Annotated in this window: 18 protein-coding genes and 1 pseudogene; 9 read left to right on the top strand and 10 right to left on the bottom strand. The window is 67.5% G+C overall.

The window, feature by feature from the left end:
• Positions 1-58: 58 nt before the first annotated feature.
• The 7 genes from LRS03_RS12825 to LRS03_RS12795 all read right to left on the bottom strand — a co-directional run bounded on the left by LRS03_RS12825 (position 59) and on the right by LRS03_RS12795 (position 6510).
• Complete coding sequence (locus tag LRS03_RS12825; RefSeq protein ID WP_257825841.1) at positions 59-595, bottom strand: TlpA disulfide reductase family protein; 537 nt, start codon at positions 593-595, stop codon at positions 59-61.
• Complete coding sequence (locus LRS03_RS12820; RefSeq protein ID WP_257825839.1) at positions 592-1194, bottom strand: hypothetical protein; 603 nt, start codon at positions 1192-1194, stop codon at positions 592-594. The genes LRS03_RS12825 and LRS03_RS12820 overlap by 4 nt, the downstream gene beginning before the upstream one ends.
• A gap of 44 nt (positions 1195-1238) precedes the next feature.
• A complete protein-coding gene (locus tag LRS03_RS12815; protein WP_257825837.1) occupies positions 1239-2021 on the bottom strand; it encodes a transglycosylase domain-containing protein in 783 nt (260 codons plus the stop codon).
• Positions 2018-2860 carry a shikimate dehydrogenase gene (aroE, locus tag LRS03_RS12810; RefSeq protein WP_257825835.1) on the bottom strand — a complete coding sequence of 281 codons (843 nt, stop codon included), beginning with the start codon at positions 2858-2860 and terminating at the stop codon, positions 2018-2020. Before aroE ends, LRS03_RS12815 begins: the two co-directional genes overlap by 4 nt.
• The gene (locus tag LRS03_RS12805) at positions 2857-3717 is read right to left on the bottom strand and encodes an energy transducer TonB (protein WP_257825833.1); all 861 of its coding nucleotides are present in this window, start codon (positions 3715-3717) and stop codon (positions 2857-2859) included. The genes aroE and LRS03_RS12805 overlap by 4 nt, the downstream gene beginning before the upstream one ends.
• A gap of 8 nt (positions 3718-3725) precedes the next feature.
• Positions 3726-5813 carry a ribonuclease catalytic domain-containing protein gene (locus LRS03_RS12800; RefSeq protein WP_257825832.1) on the bottom strand — a complete coding sequence of 696 codons (2088 nt, stop codon included), beginning with the start codon at positions 5811-5813 and terminating at the stop codon, positions 3726-3728.
• A gap of 106 nt (positions 5814-5919) precedes the next feature.
• Positions 5920-6510 (bottom strand): YqiA/YcfP family alpha/beta fold hydrolase, encoded by a 591-nt coding sequence (locus tag LRS03_RS12795; protein ID WP_257825830.1) that lies wholly within the window; start codon positions 6508-6510, stop codon positions 5920-5922.
• A 178-nt stretch (positions 6511-6688) separates the two neighbouring features.
• On the opposite strand from LRS03_RS12795, the gene LRS03_RS12790 reads away from it, so the two are divergent.
• Complete coding sequence (locus LRS03_RS12790) at positions 6689-9466, top strand: zinc-dependent metalloprotease (protein WP_257825829.1); 2778 nt, start codon at positions 6689-6691, stop codon at positions 9464-9466.
• Positions 9467-9549: 83 nt separating this feature from the next.
• Here LRS03_RS12790 and mpl read toward each other — a convergent pair whose 3' ends face one another.
• A complete protein-coding gene (gene mpl, locus LRS03_RS12785; protein ID WP_257825827.1) occupies positions 9550-10902 on the bottom strand; it encodes a UDP-N-acetylmuramate:L-alanyl-gamma-D-glutamyl-meso-diaminopimelate ligase in 1353 nt (450 codons plus the stop codon).
• A 51-nt stretch (positions 10903-10953) separates the two neighbouring features.
• Between mpl and LRS03_RS12780 the strand changes: the two genes are divergently transcribed.
• Together LRS03_RS12780 and LRS03_RS12775 are read left to right on the top strand one after the other, a co-directional pair.
• Positions 10954-11370, top strand: coding sequence for a hypothetical protein (locus LRS03_RS12780; RefSeq protein ID WP_257825825.1), 417 nt, complete (start codon positions 10954-10956; stop codon positions 11368-11370).
• An 18-nt stretch (positions 11371-11388) separates the two neighbouring features.
• Entirely contained in the window at positions 11389-11856 is a 468-nt protein-coding gene (locus LRS03_RS12775; RefSeq protein ID WP_257825824.1) for a DUF6152 family protein, read from the top strand.
• Between the two features lie 4 nt (positions 11857-11860).
• Here LRS03_RS12775 and hemL read toward each other — a convergent pair whose 3' ends face one another.
• Together hemL and thiD are read right to left on the bottom strand one after the other, a co-directional pair.
• On the bottom strand, positions 11861-13150 hold the full coding sequence (gene hemL / locus LRS03_RS12770) for a glutamate-1-semialdehyde 2,1-aminomutase (RefSeq protein WP_257825823.1): 1290 nt from the start codon (positions 13148-13150) through the stop codon (positions 11861-11863).
• Positions 13140-14075, bottom strand: a complete 936-nt coding sequence (thiD, locus tag LRS03_RS12765) for a bifunctional hydroxymethylpyrimidine kinase/phosphomethylpyrimidine kinase (RefSeq protein WP_257825822.1) — start codon at positions 14073-14075, stop codon at positions 13140-13142. Before thiD ends, hemL begins: the two co-directional genes overlap by 11 nt.
• A gap of 177 nt (positions 14076-14252) precedes the next feature.
• Here thiD and LRS03_RS12760 point away from each other — a divergent pair, with 177 nt between their 5' ends.
• From LRS03_RS12760 to LRS03_RS12735, 6 genes and pseudogenes are all read left to right on the top strand, one after another.
• Entirely contained in the window at positions 14253-14405 is a 153-nt protein-coding gene (locus LRS03_RS12760) for a rubredoxin (RefSeq protein ID WP_257829516.1), read from the top strand.
• 87 nt (positions 14406-14492) lie between these two features.
• On the top strand, positions 14493-14858 hold the full coding sequence (locus LRS03_RS12755) for a response regulator (protein WP_257829515.1): 366 nt from the start codon (positions 14493-14495) through the stop codon (positions 14856-14858).
• A 52-nt stretch (positions 14859-14910) separates the two neighbouring features.
• The gene (locus LRS03_RS12750) at positions 14911-15276 is read left to right on the top strand and encodes a response regulator transcription factor (protein ID WP_201811401.1); all 366 of its coding nucleotides are present in this window, start codon (positions 14911-14913) and stop codon (positions 15274-15276) included.
• Between the two features lie 36 nt (positions 15277-15312).
• Positions 15313-15831, top strand: coding sequence for a chemotaxis protein CheW (locus tag LRS03_RS12745; RefSeq protein WP_257825820.1), 519 nt, complete (start codon positions 15313-15315; stop codon positions 15829-15831).
• Between the two features lie 61 nt (positions 15832-15892).
• On the top strand, positions 15893-18211 hold the full coding sequence (locus LRS03_RS12740) for a methyl-accepting chemotaxis protein (RefSeq protein WP_257825818.1): 2319 nt from the start codon (positions 15893-15895) through the stop codon (positions 18209-18211).
• Between the two features lie 77 nt (positions 18212-18288).
• A pseudogene (locus LRS03_RS12735) lies at positions 18289-19923 on the top strand (FimL-related protein); the annotation flags it as partial.
• Positions 19924-20178: the final 255 nt, after the last annotated feature.

Here is a 20178-nt window from a genome sequence, read left to right as displayed (position 1 = left end):
TCAAAAGCGAAGGCCGAACTTTACGCGTTTTTGAGCGCTGATCCGCGCATGAAGCAATTTATTGCCCGGAGGCGAACTTTGCGGCCCATTCGGCCAGGTCTTCCGGCTTCAAGAGCCCGAGCTTGCGGAAGATGGCCTGGCCTTGCCGGTCGAAGGCCACGCTGAAGGGCAGTGCGCCGCTCGGGTTGCCCAAGGCGCGGTTCAGGTCGACGCCGTTCAGGCCCGCCAGCCCGATGGGGAAGCTCACCGGCAGCTTGCCGAGAAACTCGCGAACCGGCGTCGGGCTGTCGATGGCCAGCCCCACCACCTGCCAGCCCTTGGGCTTGTGCTCTTTATAGAAGGCGTCGAGCAGCGGCATTTCCTTGACGCATGGAGCGCACCAGGTGGCCCAGAAGTTGAGCACCAGCGGCTGGCCGCGCAGCGTTGCCATGGCCAGCTCGCCGCCTTCCGGCCGCTGGAAGCGCTCTTGCCAGAGGGCTTGTTCGGCGCCGGTGTCGGGGGGCGTTTCTCGGTGCCGCCACCAGGCCCAGCCGGCACCCGCGGCGGCGGCCGCCAGCGCCACGCCGCCGGTCACGAGGGCTTGGCGGCGCTTCACGCGGCGTCCTCGTCCAGCAGCCGCCGCAAGGCGGCAAGGTCGCCGCGCTCCGACTGGCCCCGCACATCGGGCTTGAGTGCGCCGCGCAGGTCGTCATGGTCGAGGATGCTCATGTGGACGGTCACCGGCTCGCCCAGCTCGGGGCTCATGCTGCTGACCGACAGCACGTCGATCGGCTCGCCGCGCGGGCCGTTCAGCGAGCCGACGTCGTAGTCGACACGTTTGTCGATCAGGGCCAGCTCGGCCTGCTTGGAGTCGTCGCAGAAAAGCTGCAGGTGCACGCTCGACAGCCGGGTCGCCGTGCCGCGCCACACCGCGCCGGTCAGGTGCGGCCGCATGTCCTGCAGGCGCTCCATCCAAAGCAGCGCCACCTTGCGCAGCGCGCGCAGCTCGCCCGGCTGGGTGTCGGCGCAGAAGAGCTGGATGTACGAGCGCACTTCGTCTTCCACCTCGTCATTGCCCGGTAGGTCGACCGAACGCACGCTGCCGCGGCCGAGCATCTTGGCGGCGCGGCGCTTGGCCGGGCCGTACTCCATGCCTTCTTCAACAATGAGGCGCGCGGCCGCGCTGGCCACTTCGGCGCTGAGTTGGGTGCCCATGTCGGCGATTCTAGGAAGGCGGAGCTTGCCGGCGTGCTCTCACCCTATTCGGGCAATTCCACCGAGCCCATGCGGGCGACGACGGTGCCCGCCCGGCCCATCACGTAGGCTGAGTTGGGCCGCTTCTCGAAGCGTTTGGGGGCCGGCAGCATCACCGCCAGTCGCGCCGCGGGGTAGGCGCCGAGCTTGTCGGCGTTGACGTGGAAGTAATGGCGGGCCGCGGCCTGCGCGCCAAAGAGGCCTTCGCCCCATTCCACGTTGTTCAGATAGATCTCGAGGATGCGCCGCTTGGACAGCGTGCCTTCGAGCATGAAGGTGATGACGAACTCCTGCCCCTTGCGCAGGAAGTTGCGCTCGCCGCTGAGGAAGAGGTTCTTGGCCAGCTGCTGGGTGATGGTGGAGCCGCCCACGATCTTGGGCGTGGCCTTGGGCTTCTCGGGCGGGGGGCGGTTGGTGCGCGCCGCCTGCTTGGCCTGGCGCTCGTTGATGCGCTCGGCTTGGGCTTCGGCGCGGAGGTTTTTCTCCCAGGCTTTTTCCAGCGCCTCCCACTCGACGCCGCTGTGCTCGGTGAAGCCGGCGTCTTCGGAGGCGATCACCGCGCGCTTGAGGTGGTCGGAGATGCGGTCGTCGTCCACCCACTGCTGGCTCCACAGGAGCTGGTGCTGCTCGGCGACGATGCGGCGCATCTCCGAGCGCTGGAAGGTGGTGGACTGCGGGTCGACCACGGCCATCAAGCCGATGCGCGCGAGGAAGTAGATCTGCAGCGACAGCCCGCAGACCACCACAAGCCCGACGACGCGCAGCAGGTGGCGGACGAAGGGCTTCATCGTGAGGCCAGCCGGGCGCGCAGTGCGGCCAGCACCGGCGCCGTCTCGGGGGTGATGCCGCGCCAGACATGGAAGGCCTCGGCCGCCTGCTCCACCAGCATGCCGAGGCCGTCGCGTGCGGTGGCGCCGTGCTGCCCGGCCCATTGGAGAAAGCCCTGGGCGGCGGGGCCGTACATCATGTCCAACGCCAGGCCGCCTGGACTCAGCACGCTCGGCGCGACCGGAATGGCAGCGCCCTGCAGGCTGGTCGCGGTCGCGTTGACCACCACGTCGAAGGCCTCGCCCGGGGCTTGCAGGGGGCGGGCACCGAGCTTGACGTCATGCGCGTACGCCAGCTCGGCGTGGCGCTTCACCAGGGCCTCGGCCTTGTCGATGCTGCGGTTGGCGATCACGATCTCTTGCGGACGCGCCTGGATCAGCGGCCCGAGCGCACCGGCGGCGGCACCACCGCCACCGACCAGCAGCACACGCTTGCCGCGCAGCCCGACACCGGCATTGCGCTCGATGTCGCGCACGAGGCCGATGCCGTCGGTGTTGTCGGCGTACCAGCCTTCGGCATCGAAGCGCAGCACGTTGGCGGCTTCGGCGAGCGTGGCACGCGGGCTGCGGCGCGCTGCCAGCCGGTAGGCGTCGATCTTGAAGGGCACGGTCACGTTGCAGCCGCGACCGCCGCCGTCGGCAAACGCACGCACCGTGGCCTCGAAGCCATCCAGCGGGCACAGCAGCCGGTCGTAGGCCACCGGCTGCCCGGTCGCCCGTGCGAACTCGGCGTGGATGAAGGGCGACTGGCTGTGCTCGACCGGGTTGCCGGCGACGACGTAACGATCGGGAGGGCTCACTGCTGCTTCACGGGTTCGGCGACCGAGGTGGCAAAGCCGTCTTCGCGCGAGAAGCGGAAGCGGGTGGGGATCACCAGCTGGTCGGCCTGCTTCTTCATCGCCGACGAGAACGAGCCGAACGGCGCCGCCGCCTGCACGATGGAGACGGCGCGCTTGTCGAGCAGCTTCGATTGCGAGGCCTGCACGATCTCGGTCTCGACGATGCGGCCGGCCGAGTCGACGGTGATGATCATCACCAGCTCGCCGTAGAGCTTCTTGCCCTGGTGCTCGGGGAAGTTGCGCGTGCCACGGTCTTCGATCTTGCGGCGCAGCTGGTCGTAGTAAATCGCGTAGACCTCTTCGCGCGTGGACGGGCTGATGTAGCGCTTCTTGGGCCGCGCGTTTTCCTCGTTGATGCGCTTTTCGATCTCGGCCAGCAGTTGCAGCAGCTGCTTGCGGCGCTCTTCCTGAGAACGGTCCTGCGGCCGGCCCTGGTCGCGCTTGGGGTCGGGCTGGGGCAGGGTCGCGAGCTCGCGGCGCACCTGGGCCAGCAGTTGTTGCTGGGTCTCTTGCAGCTGCTCGATCTGGCGGCGGGCATCTTCGGCCGATTCGCCGATCTCGGTGAGCGTGGCGCTCGGCAGCGGCGAGGTGGCGCGACCGCGGTCGACGTCACCGCCGCCCGCCAGGTTGCGCTGCGCGATCGCCTGCGCCTTGGTCGGCGCTTCGCTGCCACGCGCGTTCACGAGGATCACCTCCAGCGGCGTGTCTTGGAACGCGCGGGTGAAGCCCTCGGGGTCGACCGCCGGCCAGGCCAGCAGGCCGGCGTGCACGACGACCGAGACCGTGAGCGAAACCTGAAGGACCGAAAGCTTGGCCATGTGGAGCGTCAGACAGAGGGCGACGATGCTACCGCGCTGGCGGTGGAGGGCTCCTCGGTGGCATCCCCTTGCGCATCGGCCTGGACGTCCGCTTGTACGTCGATCGCGAGCGTGAGCGGGCCGGCGGTCGCCTCGGCGTCTTCGATCTCGGTGTCTTCCACCACAGCGTCGTCGGCCTTCGTCGACGGGTCGTCGAGGCGCTGCAGCACGCTCGCGTGCACATCGAGCGTCAGCAGGTCGGTGCCGGTGATGCGCACCCGCACGATCGCCCCGCGCGGCAGGCGCTCGGCGCCCACCGCCTTGAAGACGAGCGGTAGCGTCTCGGCGCGCACCAGGCCGTCTTTCATCACCGCCGCATCGAGCTCCTGCAGGCCGTGTTGCGCCAGGTACTGGAGCGTCCAGTAGCGTTCGATGCCCGACTGGTAGCCGTTGTAGGCGGTGTAGGCCGCGTCGAAGCTCGAGATGATGGAAAAGAGCGCCGCGTCTTTCGGCTTGAACGGTGCGGCGAGCAGCGCCGTGCGGCCGTGGCGGGCGCAGGCAATGATCTGCCACTGGTTCACGAGGTCGACATACCGGCGCAGCGGCGAAGTGGCCCAGGTGTACTGCGCTACGCCCATGCCGGCGTGCGGCGCGGCCTTGGTGCCCATGCGCACCTTCACGCCGGGCGCCATGCTGGCCTGGCTGCGGTAGATGCCGGGCACGCCCAGCTCGTGCAGCCAGCCGCCCCAGGTGCTGTTGGCGAGGATCATCGCCTCGGCCACGATCAGGTCGAGCGGCGCGCCACGGGTGCGGGTGCTGATCAGCACGCGTTCGTCACCCTGCGGCTCGCGGCCGTCGTTGCCTTCGAGGCGGAAGTTGTAGTCGGGGCGGTTGAAGAGTTCCGGCTTGCCGCGTACCACCTCGCGGGCCGCCTTCAGGTGGCGTGCGAGGCGGAAGGCGAAGGCCAGCTCGGTGGCGTGGGCGTAGTCGGCGGGCGCTTCCCCCGTCAGCGAGGCTTCGGTGATGACCGCATCGAGCTGGTCGTGGCGCAGGTTGGAAACGATGGGCACACGTTCGAGCTTCGTTTCGCTGCCCTTCACGTCGAGTGTCGCTTCGTCGTAGCTCACATACAGCGAGACGGCCGGGCACTCGCGCCCTTCCAGCAGCGTGTAGGCCTGCACCACTTCGTCGGGCAGCATGGTCAGCTTGTAGCCCGGCATGTAGACGGTGGACAGCCGATCGCGCGCCACCTTGTCGATCGCGCCTTCCGGCGTGATCGCGAGGCCGGGGGCGGCGATGTGCACGCCGAATACCACCGTGCCGGTGCCGAGTCCTTGCACCGACAGCGCATCGTCGATCTCGGTGGTCTGCGAATCGTCGATCGAGAACGCCTGCACCGCGGCCACCGGCAGCTTGTCCTTGATCTCGGGCGCGCTGAGTGCGGGGAAGGCCGTGCCCTTGGGGAAGTTCTCGAAGAGGAAGCGCCGCCAGTGGAACTGGTAGGGCGAGTCGATCGCGCCGGCCGCCTTCAGCAGGTCGAGCGGCGCGCTGTGCGAGAGCCTCGACGCTTCGACCACCGCCTTGTACTCGGCCGCGTTCTTGTCGGGCTTGAAGAGGATCTTGTAGAGCTGCTCGCGCACCGGCACCGGACACTGGCCGGCCACCAGCTCTCGGGCCCAGGTGTCGATCTGCGCGGCGAGCTGCTTCTTGCGCTCGATGCCGAGCAGCGCGGCCTTCACGATCTCTTCCGGCGCCTTCTTGAACTGGCCCTTGCCGAGGCGGCGGAAGTAGTGCGGCGCTTCGAACAGGCGGAAGAGGGCGGCCGCCTGCTGCGCGGCACTCGCCTTGTCGTTGAAGTAGTCGCGCGCCAAGTCAGCGAAACCGAAGTCGCTGTCGGGAGCAAATTCCCAGGCGAGATCGAGGTCGATCTCCTGCGCGAGGCGCTGCCCTTCGGCCAGCAGCTCGGCGGGGGCGGGCTGCTCGAATTTCAGCAGCACGTTGGCGGATTTCACTTTGACGCGCTTGCCGGAGTCGAGCTCGATCTGCATCGAGGTGTCGGCTTCGGACATCACGCGGCCGGCGTGGAATTTCCCGGCGTCATCAAACAGTGCGTACATGTCAGGCCCGCCCGGCCGCCCGAAGGGCCTGACGCGCCCCCTCGGGGGGCAGTGAACGGAGTGAACGTGGGGGTGTCATGACCGGGATTGTCGCCGCGCGAAACGATCAGGGCGACGGCCCAAGTTCGAGGAAGTGCAACAGGTGCGGCAGGTGCTCGTCGAAGTCGGTCAGCGCATGGTCGCTGCCCTCGACGATGCGCAGGTGGCCGCCCCGGTAGCGCTCGCTCATCTCGCGCCAGCTCAGCACTTCGTCGCCGGTGGCGATGACGGCAAAGTAGCGGGCCGGATCGGCCAGCGCACCTGGCGTCATCTCGCGGAGTTCGTCGACGTACTCCGGGCGGAAGAAGAACCGCTCCTCGCTGTGCCAGGCGGTGGTTTCGCCAATGTGGCGGGCGAGGTCGCGCGCCGGGTCGACCGCGGGGTTGAGAAGCACCGCCTTGCAGCCCAGGCGCTCGGCCATCACCGTGGCGTAGAAGCCCCCGAGCGAGCTGCCGATGATGGCCATGCGCTCGTGCGGCCAGCGGCTCACGCCGTGTTCGAGCATGTGCACCGCCTCGCGCGGCGACGGCGGCAGTTGCGGGCACCACCAGGTGAGGCGCGGGGCGTGTTCACGCACCCAGGCGGCCATGCGGGTGGCCTTTGCCGACTGCGGCGACGAGCGGAAACCGTGCAGATACAACAAATGGGTCGGTGTCATGGGAACCGGGCGGGCGCGGGTGGCTCGAAGCCTGTCGCCGCGGGTGGAGGCGAGGGCCTTGCAGTGTGCCCGACTCCACAATCTCACCCGGTGCCGCGGGTTGTCGGCGCGCCTAAACTGGCCCGCACACCTCCTGTCCGATTTCGCCTTCCCCGACTTCGCTTCGCAAGGATTTTTCGTGAACGCACTCGCTGGTCTGCCCGATGGTCTTCCGTTTCGCCCGCTCGGGCTGGTGCTGGCACTGGCCGTGATGCTGCAGGCCTGCGCCACGCCGGCGCCCACCGCGAGCGCCGCCGCGAAGACCACGACGACCGAGAAGGCCAACACCCGCGCGGTGCCTGCGCCCGTGGCGGGCGCGGCGCCGCCGGCACAGGCCGCGGCCGGTGCCGCGGCGGCCGCGTCGGGCGCTGCCTCGGGTGTGGCCGGCGCGCCCGCGGCGCGGCCCGACCCCGCGGCGCCGCGGCCGTTCGACGACGTCGTGAAAGGCGCGACGCAGCAGCCGGGCTTCGTGCCCATCTGGCGCAAGGACGACAAGATCTGGCTCGAGATCCCCGCCGAGCGGCTCGACCAGCCCTTCCTCCTGTCGGTCAACGTGGCCGGCTCGGTGGGCGAGCGTGGCCTGTATGCGAGCCAGATGGGCCCGTCGTGGCTGGCGACCTTTCGCAAGATCGGCACCAACCAAATGCAGCTGATCGCGCTCAACGCGGCCTTCGTCAGCAGCACGGCCGGCATGAAGCCGGCGGTGGAGCAGGGCTTCTCGCACAGCCTGCTCGGCTCGGCGGCGATCGCGAGTGCGCCGCACCCGCAGCGCAAATCGGTGCTGATCGACGCCGGCTTCCTGCTGACCGACATCCCGGGTTACTCGACACGCATCGAGGCTGCCTTCCGCATGCCGTATTCGCTGGACCGCGGCAATTCCTTCTTCGAGAAGACACGCGTGAGCGACGAGATGACGACCGTCAGCGCCCGCGTGCACTTTGCCACCTCGCGCATTCCCGCGCCGCCGCTCACGCCAAGCCCCGTGCCCACACCGCCGCCGCCGTCGACCACGCCCGATGCGCGCAGCATGTTCGTCGGCTTCGTCTACAGCTTCACCAAGCTGCCCGACGAACCGATGGCGCCACGCAAGACCGACCCGCGGCTCGGCCACTTCTTCAAGTCCGTCACCGACCTCGGCACCGACCTCAAGGCCAACCCGCGTGTGCACTACGTGAGCCGCTGGCGCCTGGAGAAGCGCGACCCGCAGGCCGAGATCTCGGAGCCCAAGCAGCCCATCGTCTACTGGCTCGACAAGAACATCCCGCCGCGTTATCGCAAGTCGGTCGAGGCGGGCGTACTCGAGTGGAACAAGGCCTTCGAGCGGATCGGCTTCAAGAACGCCATCGTCGTGCGCCACCAGCCCGACGACGCCGAGTGGGACAACATGGACGCACGGCATGCGTCCATCCGCTGGTTCGTCGGCGCCGACGTGGGCTTTGCGGTGGGCCCGCACCACGGCGACCCGCGCACCGGCGAGATCATCGACGCCGACATCGGCATGAGCGATGTCTTCGGCCGCAGCGCGCGTCGCTTCGTGGTGGAAGACGTGGCCGCGACCCCGCCGGGCACGCATTCCCACACCCATGCCCACCACGACGCCTATTGCAACTACGCCCGCGAGAACGCCGCCGAGATGAACTTCGCGCTCGACGTGCTCGAAGCGCGCGGTGACATGGCCCCCGACAGCCCGGAGGCCGAAGCCTTCGTGCAGGCGGTCATCAAGGACACGGTGATGCACGAGGTGGGCCACACGCTCGGCCTCAAGCACAACTTCAAGGGTTCCACCGTCGTCCCGCGCGACAAGCTGCAGGACAAGGACTTCACCGAGAAGAACGGCATCTCCGGCTCGGTGATGGACTACAACGCCTACAACATCGCGCTGCGCGGCGAGAAGCAGGGCGCGCTCAACAACACCACGCTCGGCCCCTACGACTACTGGGCGATCGAATACGCCTACAAGCCGATCGCACCGGCCGACGAGGCCACCGAACTGGCCCGCATCGCCTCGCGCAGCACCGACCCGCTGTTGGCGTATGCCGACGACGCCGATGCGGGCGGCATCCCCGGCAACGACGGCATCGATCCGCTGGTCAACCGCTTCGACCTTGGCGACGACCCGCTCGCGTACTACGTGCGCCGCCTGCAGCTGTCACGCGAGTTGTGGCAGCGGGTGCAGGAGCGCGGTGCGCAGCCGGGCGACGAGGCGGTGCGGCAGCGGCGCATCCTGCTGAGCGGCTTCCGCCAGCTCAGCCGCGCGAGCGAACTCGTCGGCAAGTACGTGGGCGGCATGTACACCGTGCGCGACCTGCCCGGTACCACGCGGCGTGCGGCCTATGCGCCGGTCGAGCCGGCGCGGCAGCGCGAGGCGCTCAAGTTCCTCGCCGAAGGTGTGTTCAACGCCGACAGTTTCCGCTTCAAGCCGGAGTTCATCGCGAGCCTTGCACCCGACTACAACGAGTGGGACCGCGGCGGGCCGGTGAGCATTCCCTCGGCCGTGCTGCAGGTGCAGACGGTGGCGATGGACCGCCTGCTCAGCCCCGGCACCGCATCACGCCTGCTCGACCTGCCCTCGTTTGTGCCCGATGCCAACCCGCGCAACATCATCTCGCTCGCCGAGGTGTACGGCACCTTGCAGGGCGCGGTGTGGAGCGAGCTGAAAAGCGGCCGCGAGATCGACCGCCTGCGCCGCAACCTGCAGCGCGAGCACCTGAAGCGTGTGCAGAACCTGCTCGTGCGCGGCTCGGCGGCCTTGCCACCCGACGCGTTGAGCCTGATGCGCATGCAGGCGGTGGAATTGCAGTCGCAGCTCAAACGCGCGTCGACGAACGGCAGGCTGTCGGTGGAGAGCCGGGCTCACCTGCAGGACAGCCTGTCGCAACTGACCGAAGCGCTACGCGCCTCGATGATCAGAAGTTGACGACACCCGGCATCACGAGTACGTGATGCCACCCTCCAAGAGGGTGCACGGCCGCTTCGCAGCGGCTGTGCGCTGGCCTCGCGCTAGGACGCGAGCGCCGTCAACAGCTTGCCGTGGATGCCGCCGAAGCCGCCGTTGCTCATGCACAGCACGTGATCGCCCGGCCTGGCGGCGCGGCGCACGGCGTTGACGAGCGCCTCGATGGTGTCGACCACGATGGCCCTGTCGCCCATCGGTGCGAGCGCCTCGCGCGCATCCCAGCCGAGGTTGGCCTGGTGGCAGAACGACAGGTCGGCTTCTTCCAGCGCCCACGGCAGCTGGGCCTTCATGGCGCCGAGCTTCATGGTGTTGGAGCGGGGCTCGAAGACGGCGAGGATGCGGTCGGCCCCCACCTTGCGGCGCAGGCCGTTGATGGTGGTGCGGATGGCGGTCGGATGGTGGGCGAAGTCGTCGTAGACCTTCACGCCACCGGCTTCACCGCGCAGCTCGAGCCGGCGGCGCACGTTCTCGAACGATGCCAGCGCCTGGCCTGCCACCTCGGGTGACACACCCACGTGCTCGGCTGCCGCGATGGCGGCCAGCGCGTTGAGCTGGTTATGTTCGCCGAGCAGTTGCCAGTCGACACGCGCGATCTTCAGGCTGCCGCGCAGCACGTCGAAAGCATGCGGCTCACCGCGGGCGCGCAGCGCGCCAGGTGTTTCCTTGCGCGTGCCGAAGCGCACCACCTCGCTCCAGCAGCCGCGCTCCAGCACATGCTGCAGTGTTTCCTCGCGTGCGTTGACCACGAGCCGGCCCGACGGCGGCACGGTGCGCACGAGATGGTGGAACTGGGTCTCGATCGCAGCCACGTCGGGAAAGATGTCGGCGTGGTCGTATTCGAGGTTGTTGAGGATCGCGGTGCGCGGCCGGTAGTGCACGAACTTGCTGCGCTTGTCGAAGAAGGCGGTGTCGTACTCGTCGGCTTCGATGACGAAGGTCTTGCCGGTGCCGAGACGCGCCGACACGCCGAAGTTCTGCGGCACACCGCCGACGAGGAACCCGGGCTCGAGGCCGGCTTTCTCGAGCATCCACGCGAGCATGGAGGTGGTGGTGGTCTTGCCGTGCGTCCCGGCGACGGCCAGCACGTGGCGGCCCTGCAGCACGTTGTCGGCGAGCCACTGCGGGCCGCTGGTGTAGCGCGCGCCGCTGTCGAGGATCGCTTCGACCAGTGGGTTGCCGCGCGACACCACGTTGCCGATGACGTAGAGATCGGGGTTGAGCTTGAGCTGGTCGGCGCCGTAACCTTCGATCAGCTCGATGCCGAGGGCGCGCAGCTGGTCGCTCATCGGCGGGTAGACGCCGGCGTCGCAGCCGGTGACGGTGTGGCCGGCTTCTCGCGCGAGGGCGGCCAGACCGCCCATAAAGGTGCCGCAGATGCCGAGGATGTGAATGTGCATGGGCGGGATTCTAGGAGTCGCTGTCATTCGTCGACCTCACAATGCCCAGGCATGAACTGGATCGCGACGCACCCCTGGGCCTACCCCGCACTGGAGACGCTGCACCTCGTGGGCGTGGCGCTGCTGGTGGGCAACCTGGTGCTGTTCGAGATCCGGGTCTGGGGGCTCCAGGCGGCGTTGCCGTTGAGGCCGCTCGCGCGACTGTCGCTGGGCCTGGCGCTCGCCGGGTTTGCGCTGGCGGCGACCAGCGGTGGGGTGATGCTCGCCAGCCAGTGGGTCGAGCTGCAGGCCAACCGTGCGTTGTGGCTCAAGGCCGTGCTGGTGATCGCGGCCGGCGCGAACGCGGCGGCCTTCCACCTGCGCGGCGGGCTCGACAAGCTCGACCGCGTGGCCCGCTGGCAGACCGCGCTGTCCATGGGGCTTTGGCTGCTTGTCGTAGCCTGCGGCCGTTTCATCGCCTATGTGTGACAACACGAGGAGACCTCCATGCAACGACGTCTGATCCTGATGGCCGGCGCGGGTGTCTGCGTCCTGCCGGCGTGGGCCCATCACGGATGGAGCAACTTCGATGCCGAGCGGCCGCTCTACCTGGATGGGCGTGCGACCAAGGTGGCGTGGCGCAACCCGCATGCCGAGGTCGAGCTGGAACTGGCATCGCCGCTGCGGCTACCTGTGGACCTGGCGAAACGGCCGGTGCCGGCGCAATCGGCCCAGGTGGACGGGCCGGCCATCCTCGGCAAGACGGTGCTGCCCACGCGTCGCGACAAGCAGTGGGAGCTGGAGCTGGCGCCCCTGTCGCGCCTGCAGGCCTGGCAGGTCGCCGAGATCAAGCCGGGCACGCCGCTCGCCGTCGTGGGCTACACCTTCCCGGGCGAGAAGGGCGAAGCCATCGTGCGGGTGGAGTACCTGTTCGTCGACGGCAAGACTTACGCCCTGCGCTCCTCGCCTGCCTGATCGCTCAGGCCTTCAAGGCTTCGCGTGCCGCGTCGACGGTGGCGGCAATGTCGGCGGCGGTGTGGGCCGAGCTCACGAAGCCCGCCTCGTACAGCGCCGGGGCGAGGTACACGCCGCGGTCGAGCATGGCGTGGAAGAAGCGGTTGAAGCGCTCCTTGTCGGTCGCCATCACGGCCGGGTAGTTCTGCGGCAGCGAAGCGCCGAAGAAGAAGCCGAACATGCCGCCTTCGCAATCGCTGGCGAAGGGTAAGCCGGCCGACTTGGCCGCGGCGTTCAAGCCTTCGACCAGCGTGCGGGTGCTGGCCGACAGCGCCTCGAAGAAGCCGGGCTTCTGAATCTGCTTGAGCGTGGCCAGGCCGCAGGCGGTGGCCACCGGGTTGCCCGACAGCGTGCCGGCCTGGTAGACCGGACCGAGCGGCGCCAGCTTTTCCATCACGCCGCGCTTGCCGCCGAAGGCCGCGAGCGGCATGCCGCCACCGATCACCTTGCCGAAGACGCTCATGTCGGGCGCGAAGCCGGTAATCGCCTTCGCGTAGAGGCTCTGTGCACCGCCCAGCGCGACGCGAAAGCCCGTCATCACCTCGTCGAACACCAGCAGCGCACCGTGCTGCGTGCACAGCTCGCGCAGGCGGGTCATGAAGGGCAGGCTCGCGCGCACGAAATTCATGTTGCCGGCGATGGGTTCGATCATCACGCAGGCGAGGTCGTCGCCGTGCAGCTTGAAGGCCTCTTCCAGCGCGGCGACGTTGTTGTACTCGAGCACCAGCGTGTGCTGCACCACCTCGGGCGGCACGCCGGCGCTGGTCGGGTTGCCGAAGGTCGCCAGGCCGGAGCCGGCCTTCACCAGCAGCGCATCGGCGTGGCCGTGGTAGCAGCCTTCGAACTTGATGATCTTGTGGCGGCCGGTTGCGCCGCGGGCGAGGCGGATGGCGCTCATCGCGGCTTCGGTGCCGGAGCTCACGAGACGCACCTGCTCCAGGCTTGGCACGAGCTTCAGGATCTCCTCGGCCAGCTCCACCTCACGCTCGGTGGGCGCGCCGAACGAGAAGCCATCGAGCGCTGCCTTCTGCACCGCATCGAGCACCTCGGGGTGACCGTGGCCGAGGATCATCGGACCCCAGGAGCCGATGTAGTCGATGTAGCGCTTGCCTTCGGCGTCGAAGATGTATGGGCCCTCGGCACGGCTGATGAAGCGCGGCGTGCCGCCGACCGCGCGAAACGCACGCACCGGCGAGTTGACGCCCCCGGGGATGACGCGCTGGGCGCGCTCGAACAGCTGGGCGTTAGTGGACATGGCGCGGGTCCTTCGGGGCCTGGTCGCCGTCGTCGGCCTCGGGGCCAGCGCCCTCAGCGCCCTCCTCGGCCGGCGGCAGGGCCCAGAAGAAGCGGTCGGGGATCACATTGCCCATGCCGGGGCGGAAACCGGCATCGAGCGCCTGGTCGAGGAAGGACAGCGATTCGCCCACGGCGGCATGCAGCTCGCTGCCGGAGGCCAGCAGCGCAGCCAGTGCGGCGGAGAGGGTGTCCCCCGCACCGACGAAGCTGACCTCGAAGCGCTCGAACTTCTCGCCGGTGATCGCACCTTGCGGCGAGGCCAGCACGTTGTCGAGGAACTGGTCGGGCAGCGGCACGCTCGTCACGAGCACAAAGCGCGCGCCATGCTGCGCTGCGGCGACGGCGAGCTCGCGCGGCGAGGCGGGGCGGTCGCCGCTCCATTCGGGGAGCAGGAAGTCGGTGAGCGTCTGGTGGCTGCCGACGAGCACCTCGGTCTGCGGCAACACCAGCTCGCGGAAGGCGTCGAGGTAAGCGGCCTGCTCGTCCTCGTCGACCCACGACAGGTTGGGCATGTAGGCGACGAGCGGCACCTCGGGGTAGTCGGACAGCACTTCGGCCACCGCGCTCACGCTTTCGGCCGTGCCGAGGAAGCCGACCTTCCAGGCCGAGATGGTCACGTCTTCGAGGATGCTGCGCGCCTGCTCGACCAGCACGTCGGCATCGAGCGCAGTGTGATCGAACACTTCGGCGGTATCCCTGAGCACCACTGCGGTCACCACCGGCAGGGCGTGGGCGCCCATCGCCGCGATGGTGACCACGTCACCCGCCAATCCCCCGGCACCGCTCGGGTCGCTGGCGTTGAAGCTCATCACGCAGGCCGGCGCGGGCGCGTCGTGCGGGTTGTCGGTGCTGGTTTCCGTGGCAGTCGCGTCGTTCGTCGTCATGGGGCGTTCATCAGGGATTCAGGGTTTGCCAGCACTTCTAGAAATATGTGAGGAATGTGGCGTATGTGCCCACAAACTAACGCCTTTTTGGCTTTTTGCGTGGCTACAATCGTTTTTCATTGTAGTGAGCGATTAAGAACTAACGTGAGCAAAGACGCCAGCGCGACACGTACTTGGATGTGTCTGATTTGCGGTTGGATTTACGACGAAGCGGCTGGCGATCCTGACCACGGGATAGCACCGGGGACGCCCTGGGAGTCAGTGCCCATGAACTGGACTTGTCCGGAATGTGGCGCTCGTAAGGAAGATTTCGAGATGGTCCAGATCTGACCTTCTGGGCCGCGTTGGGATGAACCGACAGTGTCGACCCGAAGTCGTTGAGGAGATTACCTGGTGAGCAATGACGCCCTTGCAGGCATGAAGGTGCTGGTCATCGACGACAGCAACACCATCCGCCGCAGCGCAGAGATCTTCCTGAAGCAGGGTGGCTATCAGGTCCTGCTGGCCGAAGACGGATTCGATGCCCTGTCCAAGGTGAACGACCACGCGCCCGATCTCATCTTCTGCGACATCCTGATGCCGCGTCTCGATGGCTACCAGACCTGCGCCATCATCAAACGCAACCCCAAGTTTTCATCGGTGCCGGTGATCATGCTGTCGTCCAAAGACGGCCTGTTCGACAAGGCCCGTGGCCGCATGGTGGGCTCCGAGGCCTACCTGACCAAACCCTTCACGAAAGACCAGTTGCTGCAAGCGGTAGAGCAGCACCGCCGGTCCGAATGAGAATGAGTGACTGCCGGCGCAACGACGCGCCGGCCGAGATGGAGTAGCGAGCATGGCGATCAAGAAAATCCTGTTGGTGGACGACTCGAAGACCGAGTTGCATTTCCTGTCCGAGCTGCTGACCAAGCGCGGCTATTCAGTGCGCACCGCCGAAGACGGCGAAGACGCGATGCGCCGGCTGGGCGAAGACAAGCCCGACCTCATCCTGATGGACGTGGTGATGCCGGGCCAGAACGGCTTCCAGCTCACCCGCGCCATCACCCGCGACCCGCGCTTCACCGATGTGCCGGTGATCATGTGCACCAGCAAGAACCAGGAAACCGACAAGGTCTGGGGCATGCGCCAGGGCGCACGCGACTACATCGTCAAGCCCGTCGATGCCGACGAGCTGGTGGCCAAGATCAAGGCATTCGACTGAACCTCCCAACCCTCCACGTCATGCAGGCAGGTGTGAATGGCCAATAAGGAAGCACTACGCGAACTGCAAAGCCGCCTCGCCGAAAGGTTGAAGGCGGCTCAGTCGCAAGAGCGCGGGAGATCCTGGTTGGCCGTGGAGTGTGCGGGCCACGGCTTTTTGTTTCCGTTGCAGGAAGCCGGCGAAATCTTCCCCTTTGCCCCCGCGGTGCCGGTGCCGTACACCAGCCGCTGGTTTCTCGGCGTGGCCAACCTGCGCGGCAAGCTGCACGGCGTGGTCGACCTGGCGGGCTTCCTGGGCATCCGAGGCAACGAGCCGGCGCGCGACCAGTCCTGGTTTGTCGCCTTCAACAACGACCTGAACATCAACTCCGCGCTGATGGTGGACCGGCTCTCCGGCCTGCGCAGCCTGGAGCAGCTCAAGCGCGAGGCCGACGACGGCCAGGCCAAGCCGGCCTTCGTGGGGGCGCCGTACCGAGACGAGAACAACCGCCTGTGGCGCGAGCTGAATCTTGCGGCGCTGGCCAACGAGTCTGCATTTTTGAGAATCGCGGGCTGAAGCGTGTTGGGCGCTTCGACCTTCTGACAGTCACTCTGAGACACGACGGAACGAGGAACATATGAGCTTCCTGGACAAGATCAAAGGCATTGGCAAGGGTCGCGACTCCAACGGCCTGGATGGCGACAACCCTGTCATTCCTCTCGATGACGTCATGACACTGGACCGGTCGACGATGGACGGCGCCAGCACCGCGACCGCCAGCGAGGCGCCGACGCGCACGGCCCACATGGACTCGTCCATCATCACCGAGGCTGCCCCGTCCGAGATCGCTGACTTCTCCGAGACCCGGCTGCCCGCCGGCATGGGTGACGAGGTCAACGCCACCGGCCTGCCGCTGATCGGCAAGCAGCCGGTCGCGACCCAGCAACGGGTGCTGCTCGGCCTGGTGGTGGTCGGCCTCCTGGGCCTGATCGGCATGACGCTGTACTCGTTCAACTCCGCATCGAAGGGCGCGGCGCAGGTGGCCGCTTCCGGCCAGGCGCTGATGCAGTCGCAGCGACTCGCGAAGTCGGTGTCGCAGGCACTGATCGGTTCGGCGTCGGCCTTCCCCGAAGTGAAGGAGTCCACCGAAGTCCTGGCCAAGAGCGTGCGTGGTCTCGCCAAGGGTGAGGGCGGCCTGGACGCTGCGCCGTCCTCCGTGCAGGAGGTCCTGGCGCCCATGGTGCCGCTCGTCGACCGCGCCGAGAAGAACGCCAACACCGTGATGGGTCAGCAGAAGATCCTGACGCAGGTGGGCAAGGCGCTTCGCACCATCAACCGACAGTCGTCTGACCTGCTGGAAATCGCCGAAACCGTCTCGTCGCTGAAACTGCAGCAGGAGGCCTCGCCGGCCGAACTGTCCGCCGTGGGCCAGCTCGTGATGTTGACCCAGCGCATCGGCAAATCGGCCAACGAATTCCTGACCATGGAAGGCGTGTCGCCGGAGGCGGTGTTCCTGCTCGGCAAGGACTTGAACTCCTTCCGCGAAATCGCCGATGGCCTGCTCAACGGCAACCAGGAACTCCGCCTGCCGGGCACGAAAGACCCGCAGACCAAGGAGCGTCTGCAAGCCCTGCTGAAGCAATACGAAGAGACCCGCGCGGAAGCCGGCTCGATTCTGGGCAACCTACAGGGTCTGGTCTCGGCGCGTGAAGCCCAGGCCTCGATCATTCAAGACAGCGAACCGCTGCGCAAAGGCCTGGAAAGCGTGCAGGACCGCCTCGGCGTCGTGACCGGCTTCAGCGCCATCGCCGTGGTGGTGATCGTGGTCTTCGCCGCGATGATTGCGCTCGGTGGTGCCGGCCTCGTGAAGCTGTACGTGAACGATCAGGCGCAACGAGCCCAGGTCGCGAAGGCCCAGCAGATGGAAGCCGAACGCCAGGAGCAGGAAGCCAAGCGCGTGAACGACGCCAACCAGGCCGCCATTCTGCGATTGATGAACGAACTGCAGACAGTGGCTGAAGGTGACCTCACACAGCAAGCCACCGTGACCGAGGACATCACCGGTGCTATTGCCGACTCGGTGAACTACACGGTGGAAGAACTTCGAACCCTGGTGTCGCAGGTGCAGGGCACGGTGGGCCGGGTGACCGAAACGACGCAGCAGGTGGAAGCCACGTCGACCGAACTGCTGGCCGCCTCCGACGAGCAGCTGCGCGAGATTCGCGAAACCGGCGAGTCGGTGCTCCAGATGGCGAACCGAATCAACGAAGTGTCGGCACAAGCCCAGCAGACGGCCCAGGTGGCACGCCAGTCGCTGCAAGCTGCCGAAACCGGTCTGACCGCGGTGCAAAACACGATCGGCGGTATGAACTCCATCCGCGACCAGATCCAGGAAACCTCCAAGCGGATCAAGCGACTCGGCGAGTCGTCGCAGGAGATCGGTGAAATCACCGAACTGATTTCCGACATTACCGAACAGACGAACGTGCTGGCACTGAACGCCGCCATTCAAGCAGCGTCCGCCGGTGAAGCCGGCCGGGGCTTCTCGGTGGTGGCGGAAGAAGTGCAGCGGCTTGCAGAACGCTCCGGCGATGCAACCCGCCAGATCGCGGCCCTGGTGAAGACCATTCAGACCGACACCCAAGATGCGGTGGGCGCCATGGAACGTTCGACGCAGGGTGTGGTGGAAGGAACCCGACTGTCTGACGCGGCCGGTAACGCACTGGGCGACATCGACCGCGTGTCACGCCAGCTCGCCGACCTGATTCAACAGATCTCCTCACAAGCGTCACGGGAAGCCGAATCTGCGAACGTGGTGGCTGCCAACATCCAGCACATCTTCGCGGTGACGGAGCAGACCGGTGAAGGTACCCGCTCGACGGCACAGATGGTGCGCGAACTGTCGCGTACTGCTGAAGAACTGAAGCAGTCGGTGGCGCGGTTCAAGATCAGCTGATTGCACGAAGACAGCGCCGTGGCCCGAGGGTGCGGCACCAGACTCGACACTAGGCACGGACGGAAAGCCACGCGACGATGAGCGAGACCATGAGCGAGATGACCGACGACCTGAGTGCCTTGGCGTGGGTGCACGAGGAGCTGCGCCGCTCCCTCGACAATGCCCACAAGGCCTTGCGTCGGTTCGTCAAGGAATCGGAGTCGATGAGTGGCTCCGACGTCGATGCCGTCGACCCCGCCGTGCTGCGCACCGCGCGCCAGCAGATCCACCAGGGCGTCGGTGCCCTCGAACTCGTCGGCCTGCCTTCGGTGGCCGTGGTGCTGCGTGCCAGCGAAGCCGCGGTGCAGCGTTTCATCGCCAAGCCCGAGAAGATCACCGAGGCCGACGTCGATGCGATCGAGTTGGCCTCCTTCGCCCTGCTCGACTACCTGCAGCGCATGCTGTCGGGCAAACCTGTTTCGTCGCTGGCGCTCTTTCCGCGTTACCAGGCAGTGCAGGCCTTGGCCGGTGCTGAGCGCATCCACCCCGCCGACCTGTGGAGCCACGACTGGCGCTGGCTCGATCTCGGCAAGGATGCAAGCGCCTCGCCGCGCGCCCTCGACCAGCAGGCGCACGCCGACTTCGAGAAACAACTGCTGCCGCTTCTGCGCGGCAACAACCCCAAGGCAGCTGCCGCGCTGAGCGACCTGTGCGCCGGGCTGGGTCTTGGCGCCGCGAGCCTTCCGGGCGCCACGCAGTGGAAGCTCGCCGCGGCCTTCTTCGAGAGCCAGGCCACCGGCCTGCTGAAACCCGATCTCTACAGCAAGCGCGTGGCCTCGCGCCTGCTGGCCCAGCTGCGTGCCTTCGAGCGCGGCGGTGCCGACGTGTCGGAGCGCCTTGCGCAAGACATGCTCTTCTTCTGCGCCCAGAGCGCATCGCCCGGTGACGGCCGCAAGGCGCCGCGACTGGCCGCGGCCCGCCAGGCTTACGGCCTCGCCCAATACGTGCCGGCTGACTACGAGGTCAACCGCCTTGGGCGTTTCGACCCGGCGATGATTGCGCAGGCGCGCAAGCGCGTGGCGAGCGCCAAGGATGCCTGGTCGGGGGTGGCCGGCGGTGAGATGCACCGCATGGGTGGCCTTTCCGAACAGTTCTCGCTGGTGGGCGATTCGCTCAAGCGCCTGTACCCCCACGGCGAGCAACTGGCCGATGAGCTGCAGAACGCCGTGGCCCACACCCAGCAGTCGGGTGCCGCGCCGCAGCCACCGCTCGCGATGGAAGTCGCGACCAGCGTGCTCTACCTCGAAGCGTCGCTCGAAGACGGCGACTTCGACAACCCCGACGAAGGCAAGCGCGTGGCCCGCCTTGCCCAGCGCATCGCCTCGGTCCGCGCCGGCCACACGCCCGACCCGCTCGAAGCGTGGATGGAGGAGCTGTACCGCCGCGTCTCCGACCGCCAGACCATGGGCAGCGTGGTGCAGGAGCTGCGTGCCTCGCTGTCGGAAGCCGAAAAGCACATCGACCAGTTCTTCCGCAACCCGGCCGATCGCCCTGCGCTCGCACCGGTGCCGCAGCTGCTGTCGTCGATGCGCGGCGTGCTGTCGGTGCTCGGCATGGACCAGGCCGCCCATGCCGTGCTGCGCATGCGCGATGACGTCGACGGTCTGCTCAGCACCGAAGTCGACCCGCAGATGGTCGTGCAGTCCGGCACCTTCGACCGCCTCGCGAGCAACCTGGGCGCGCTCGGCTTCCTGATCGACATGCTCAGCGTGCAGCCGCAGGTGGCCAAGTCGCTGTTCGTCTTCGATGCCCAAGCCGGCACCCTGAGCCCGTTGATGGGCCGCAGCGCGGCCGCCCGCCAAGCGACCAACCTCGTGGTGCCCGCTGCGCCTGCGCCGGTGGAGCCGCGCCTCATCGAACAGGCGCAGTCGCTGGCGTTTGCCGCTGTGAGCGACCGTGTGCCGCTCGACGAAGTGGCGCGCGACCTC

Source organism: Rhizobacter sp. J219 (assembly GCF_024700055.1).
Taxonomy (GTDB): Bacteria; Pseudomonadota; Gammaproteobacteria; order Burkholderiales; family Burkholderiaceae_C; genus Rhizobacter.
Note: the sequence above shows the minus strand (reverse complement) of the source record. Positions and strands in the feature narration are given on the sequence as shown.

Bases quoted from the DNA above. Each gene is read 5' to 3' on its own strand.
- LRS03_RS12780 (WP_257825825.1), top strand. From the start codon at position 10,954: ATGAACTGGATCGCGACGCACCCCTGGGCCTACCCCGCACTGGAGACG.
- mpl (WP_257825827.1), bottom strand. From the start codon at position 10,902: ATGCACATTCACATCCTCGGCATCTGCGGCACCTTTATGGGCGGTCTG.
- LRS03_RS12740 (WP_257825818.1), top strand. From the start codon at position 15,893: ATGAGCTTCCTGGACAAGATCAAAGGCATTGGCAAGGGTCGCGACTCC.
- LRS03_RS12745 (WP_257825820.1), top strand. From the start codon at position 15,313: ATGGCCAATAAGGAAGCACTACGCGAACTGCAAAGCCGCCTCGCCGAA.
- LRS03_RS12750 (WP_201811401.1), top strand. From the start codon at position 14,911: ATGGCGATCAAGAAAATCCTGTTGGTGGACGACTCGAAGACCGAGTTG.
- LRS03_RS12815 (WP_257825837.1), bottom strand. From the start codon at position 2,021: ATGAAGCCCTTCGTCCGCCACCTGCTGCGCGTCGTCGGGCTTGTGGTG.
- LRS03_RS12760 (WP_257829516.1), top strand. From the start codon at position 14,253: ATGTGTCTGATTTGCGGTTGGATTTACGACGAAGCGGCTGGCGATCCT.
- LRS03_RS12775 (WP_257825824.1), top strand. From the start codon at position 11,389: ATGCAACGACGTCTGATCCTGATGGCCGGCGCGGGTGTCTGCGTCCTG.
- hemL (WP_257825823.1), bottom strand. From the start codon at position 13,150: ATGTCCACTAACGCCCAGCTGTTCGAGCGCGCCCAGCGCGTCATCCCC.
- LRS03_RS12805 (WP_257825833.1), bottom strand. From the start codon at position 3,717: ATGGCCAAGCTTTCGGTCCTTCAGGTTTCGCTCACGGTCTCGGTCGTC.
- LRS03_RS12820 (WP_257825839.1), bottom strand. From the start codon at position 1,194: ATGGGCACCCAACTCAGCGCCGAAGTGGCCAGCGCGGCCGCGCGCCTC.
- LRS03_RS12795 (WP_257825830.1), bottom strand. From the start codon at position 6,510: ATGACACCGACCCATTTGTTGTATCTGCACGGTTTCCGCTCGTCGCCG.
- thiD (WP_257825822.1), bottom strand. From the start codon at position 14,075: ATGACGACGAACGACGCGACTGCCACGGAAACCAGCACCGACAACCCG.
- LRS03_RS12800 (WP_257825832.1), bottom strand. From the start codon at position 5,813: ATGTACGCACTGTTTGATGACGCCGGGAAATTCCACGCCGGCCGCGTG.
- LRS03_RS12755 (WP_257829515.1), top strand. From the start codon at position 14,493: ATGAAGGTGCTGGTCATCGACGACAGCAACACCATCCGCCGCAGCGCA.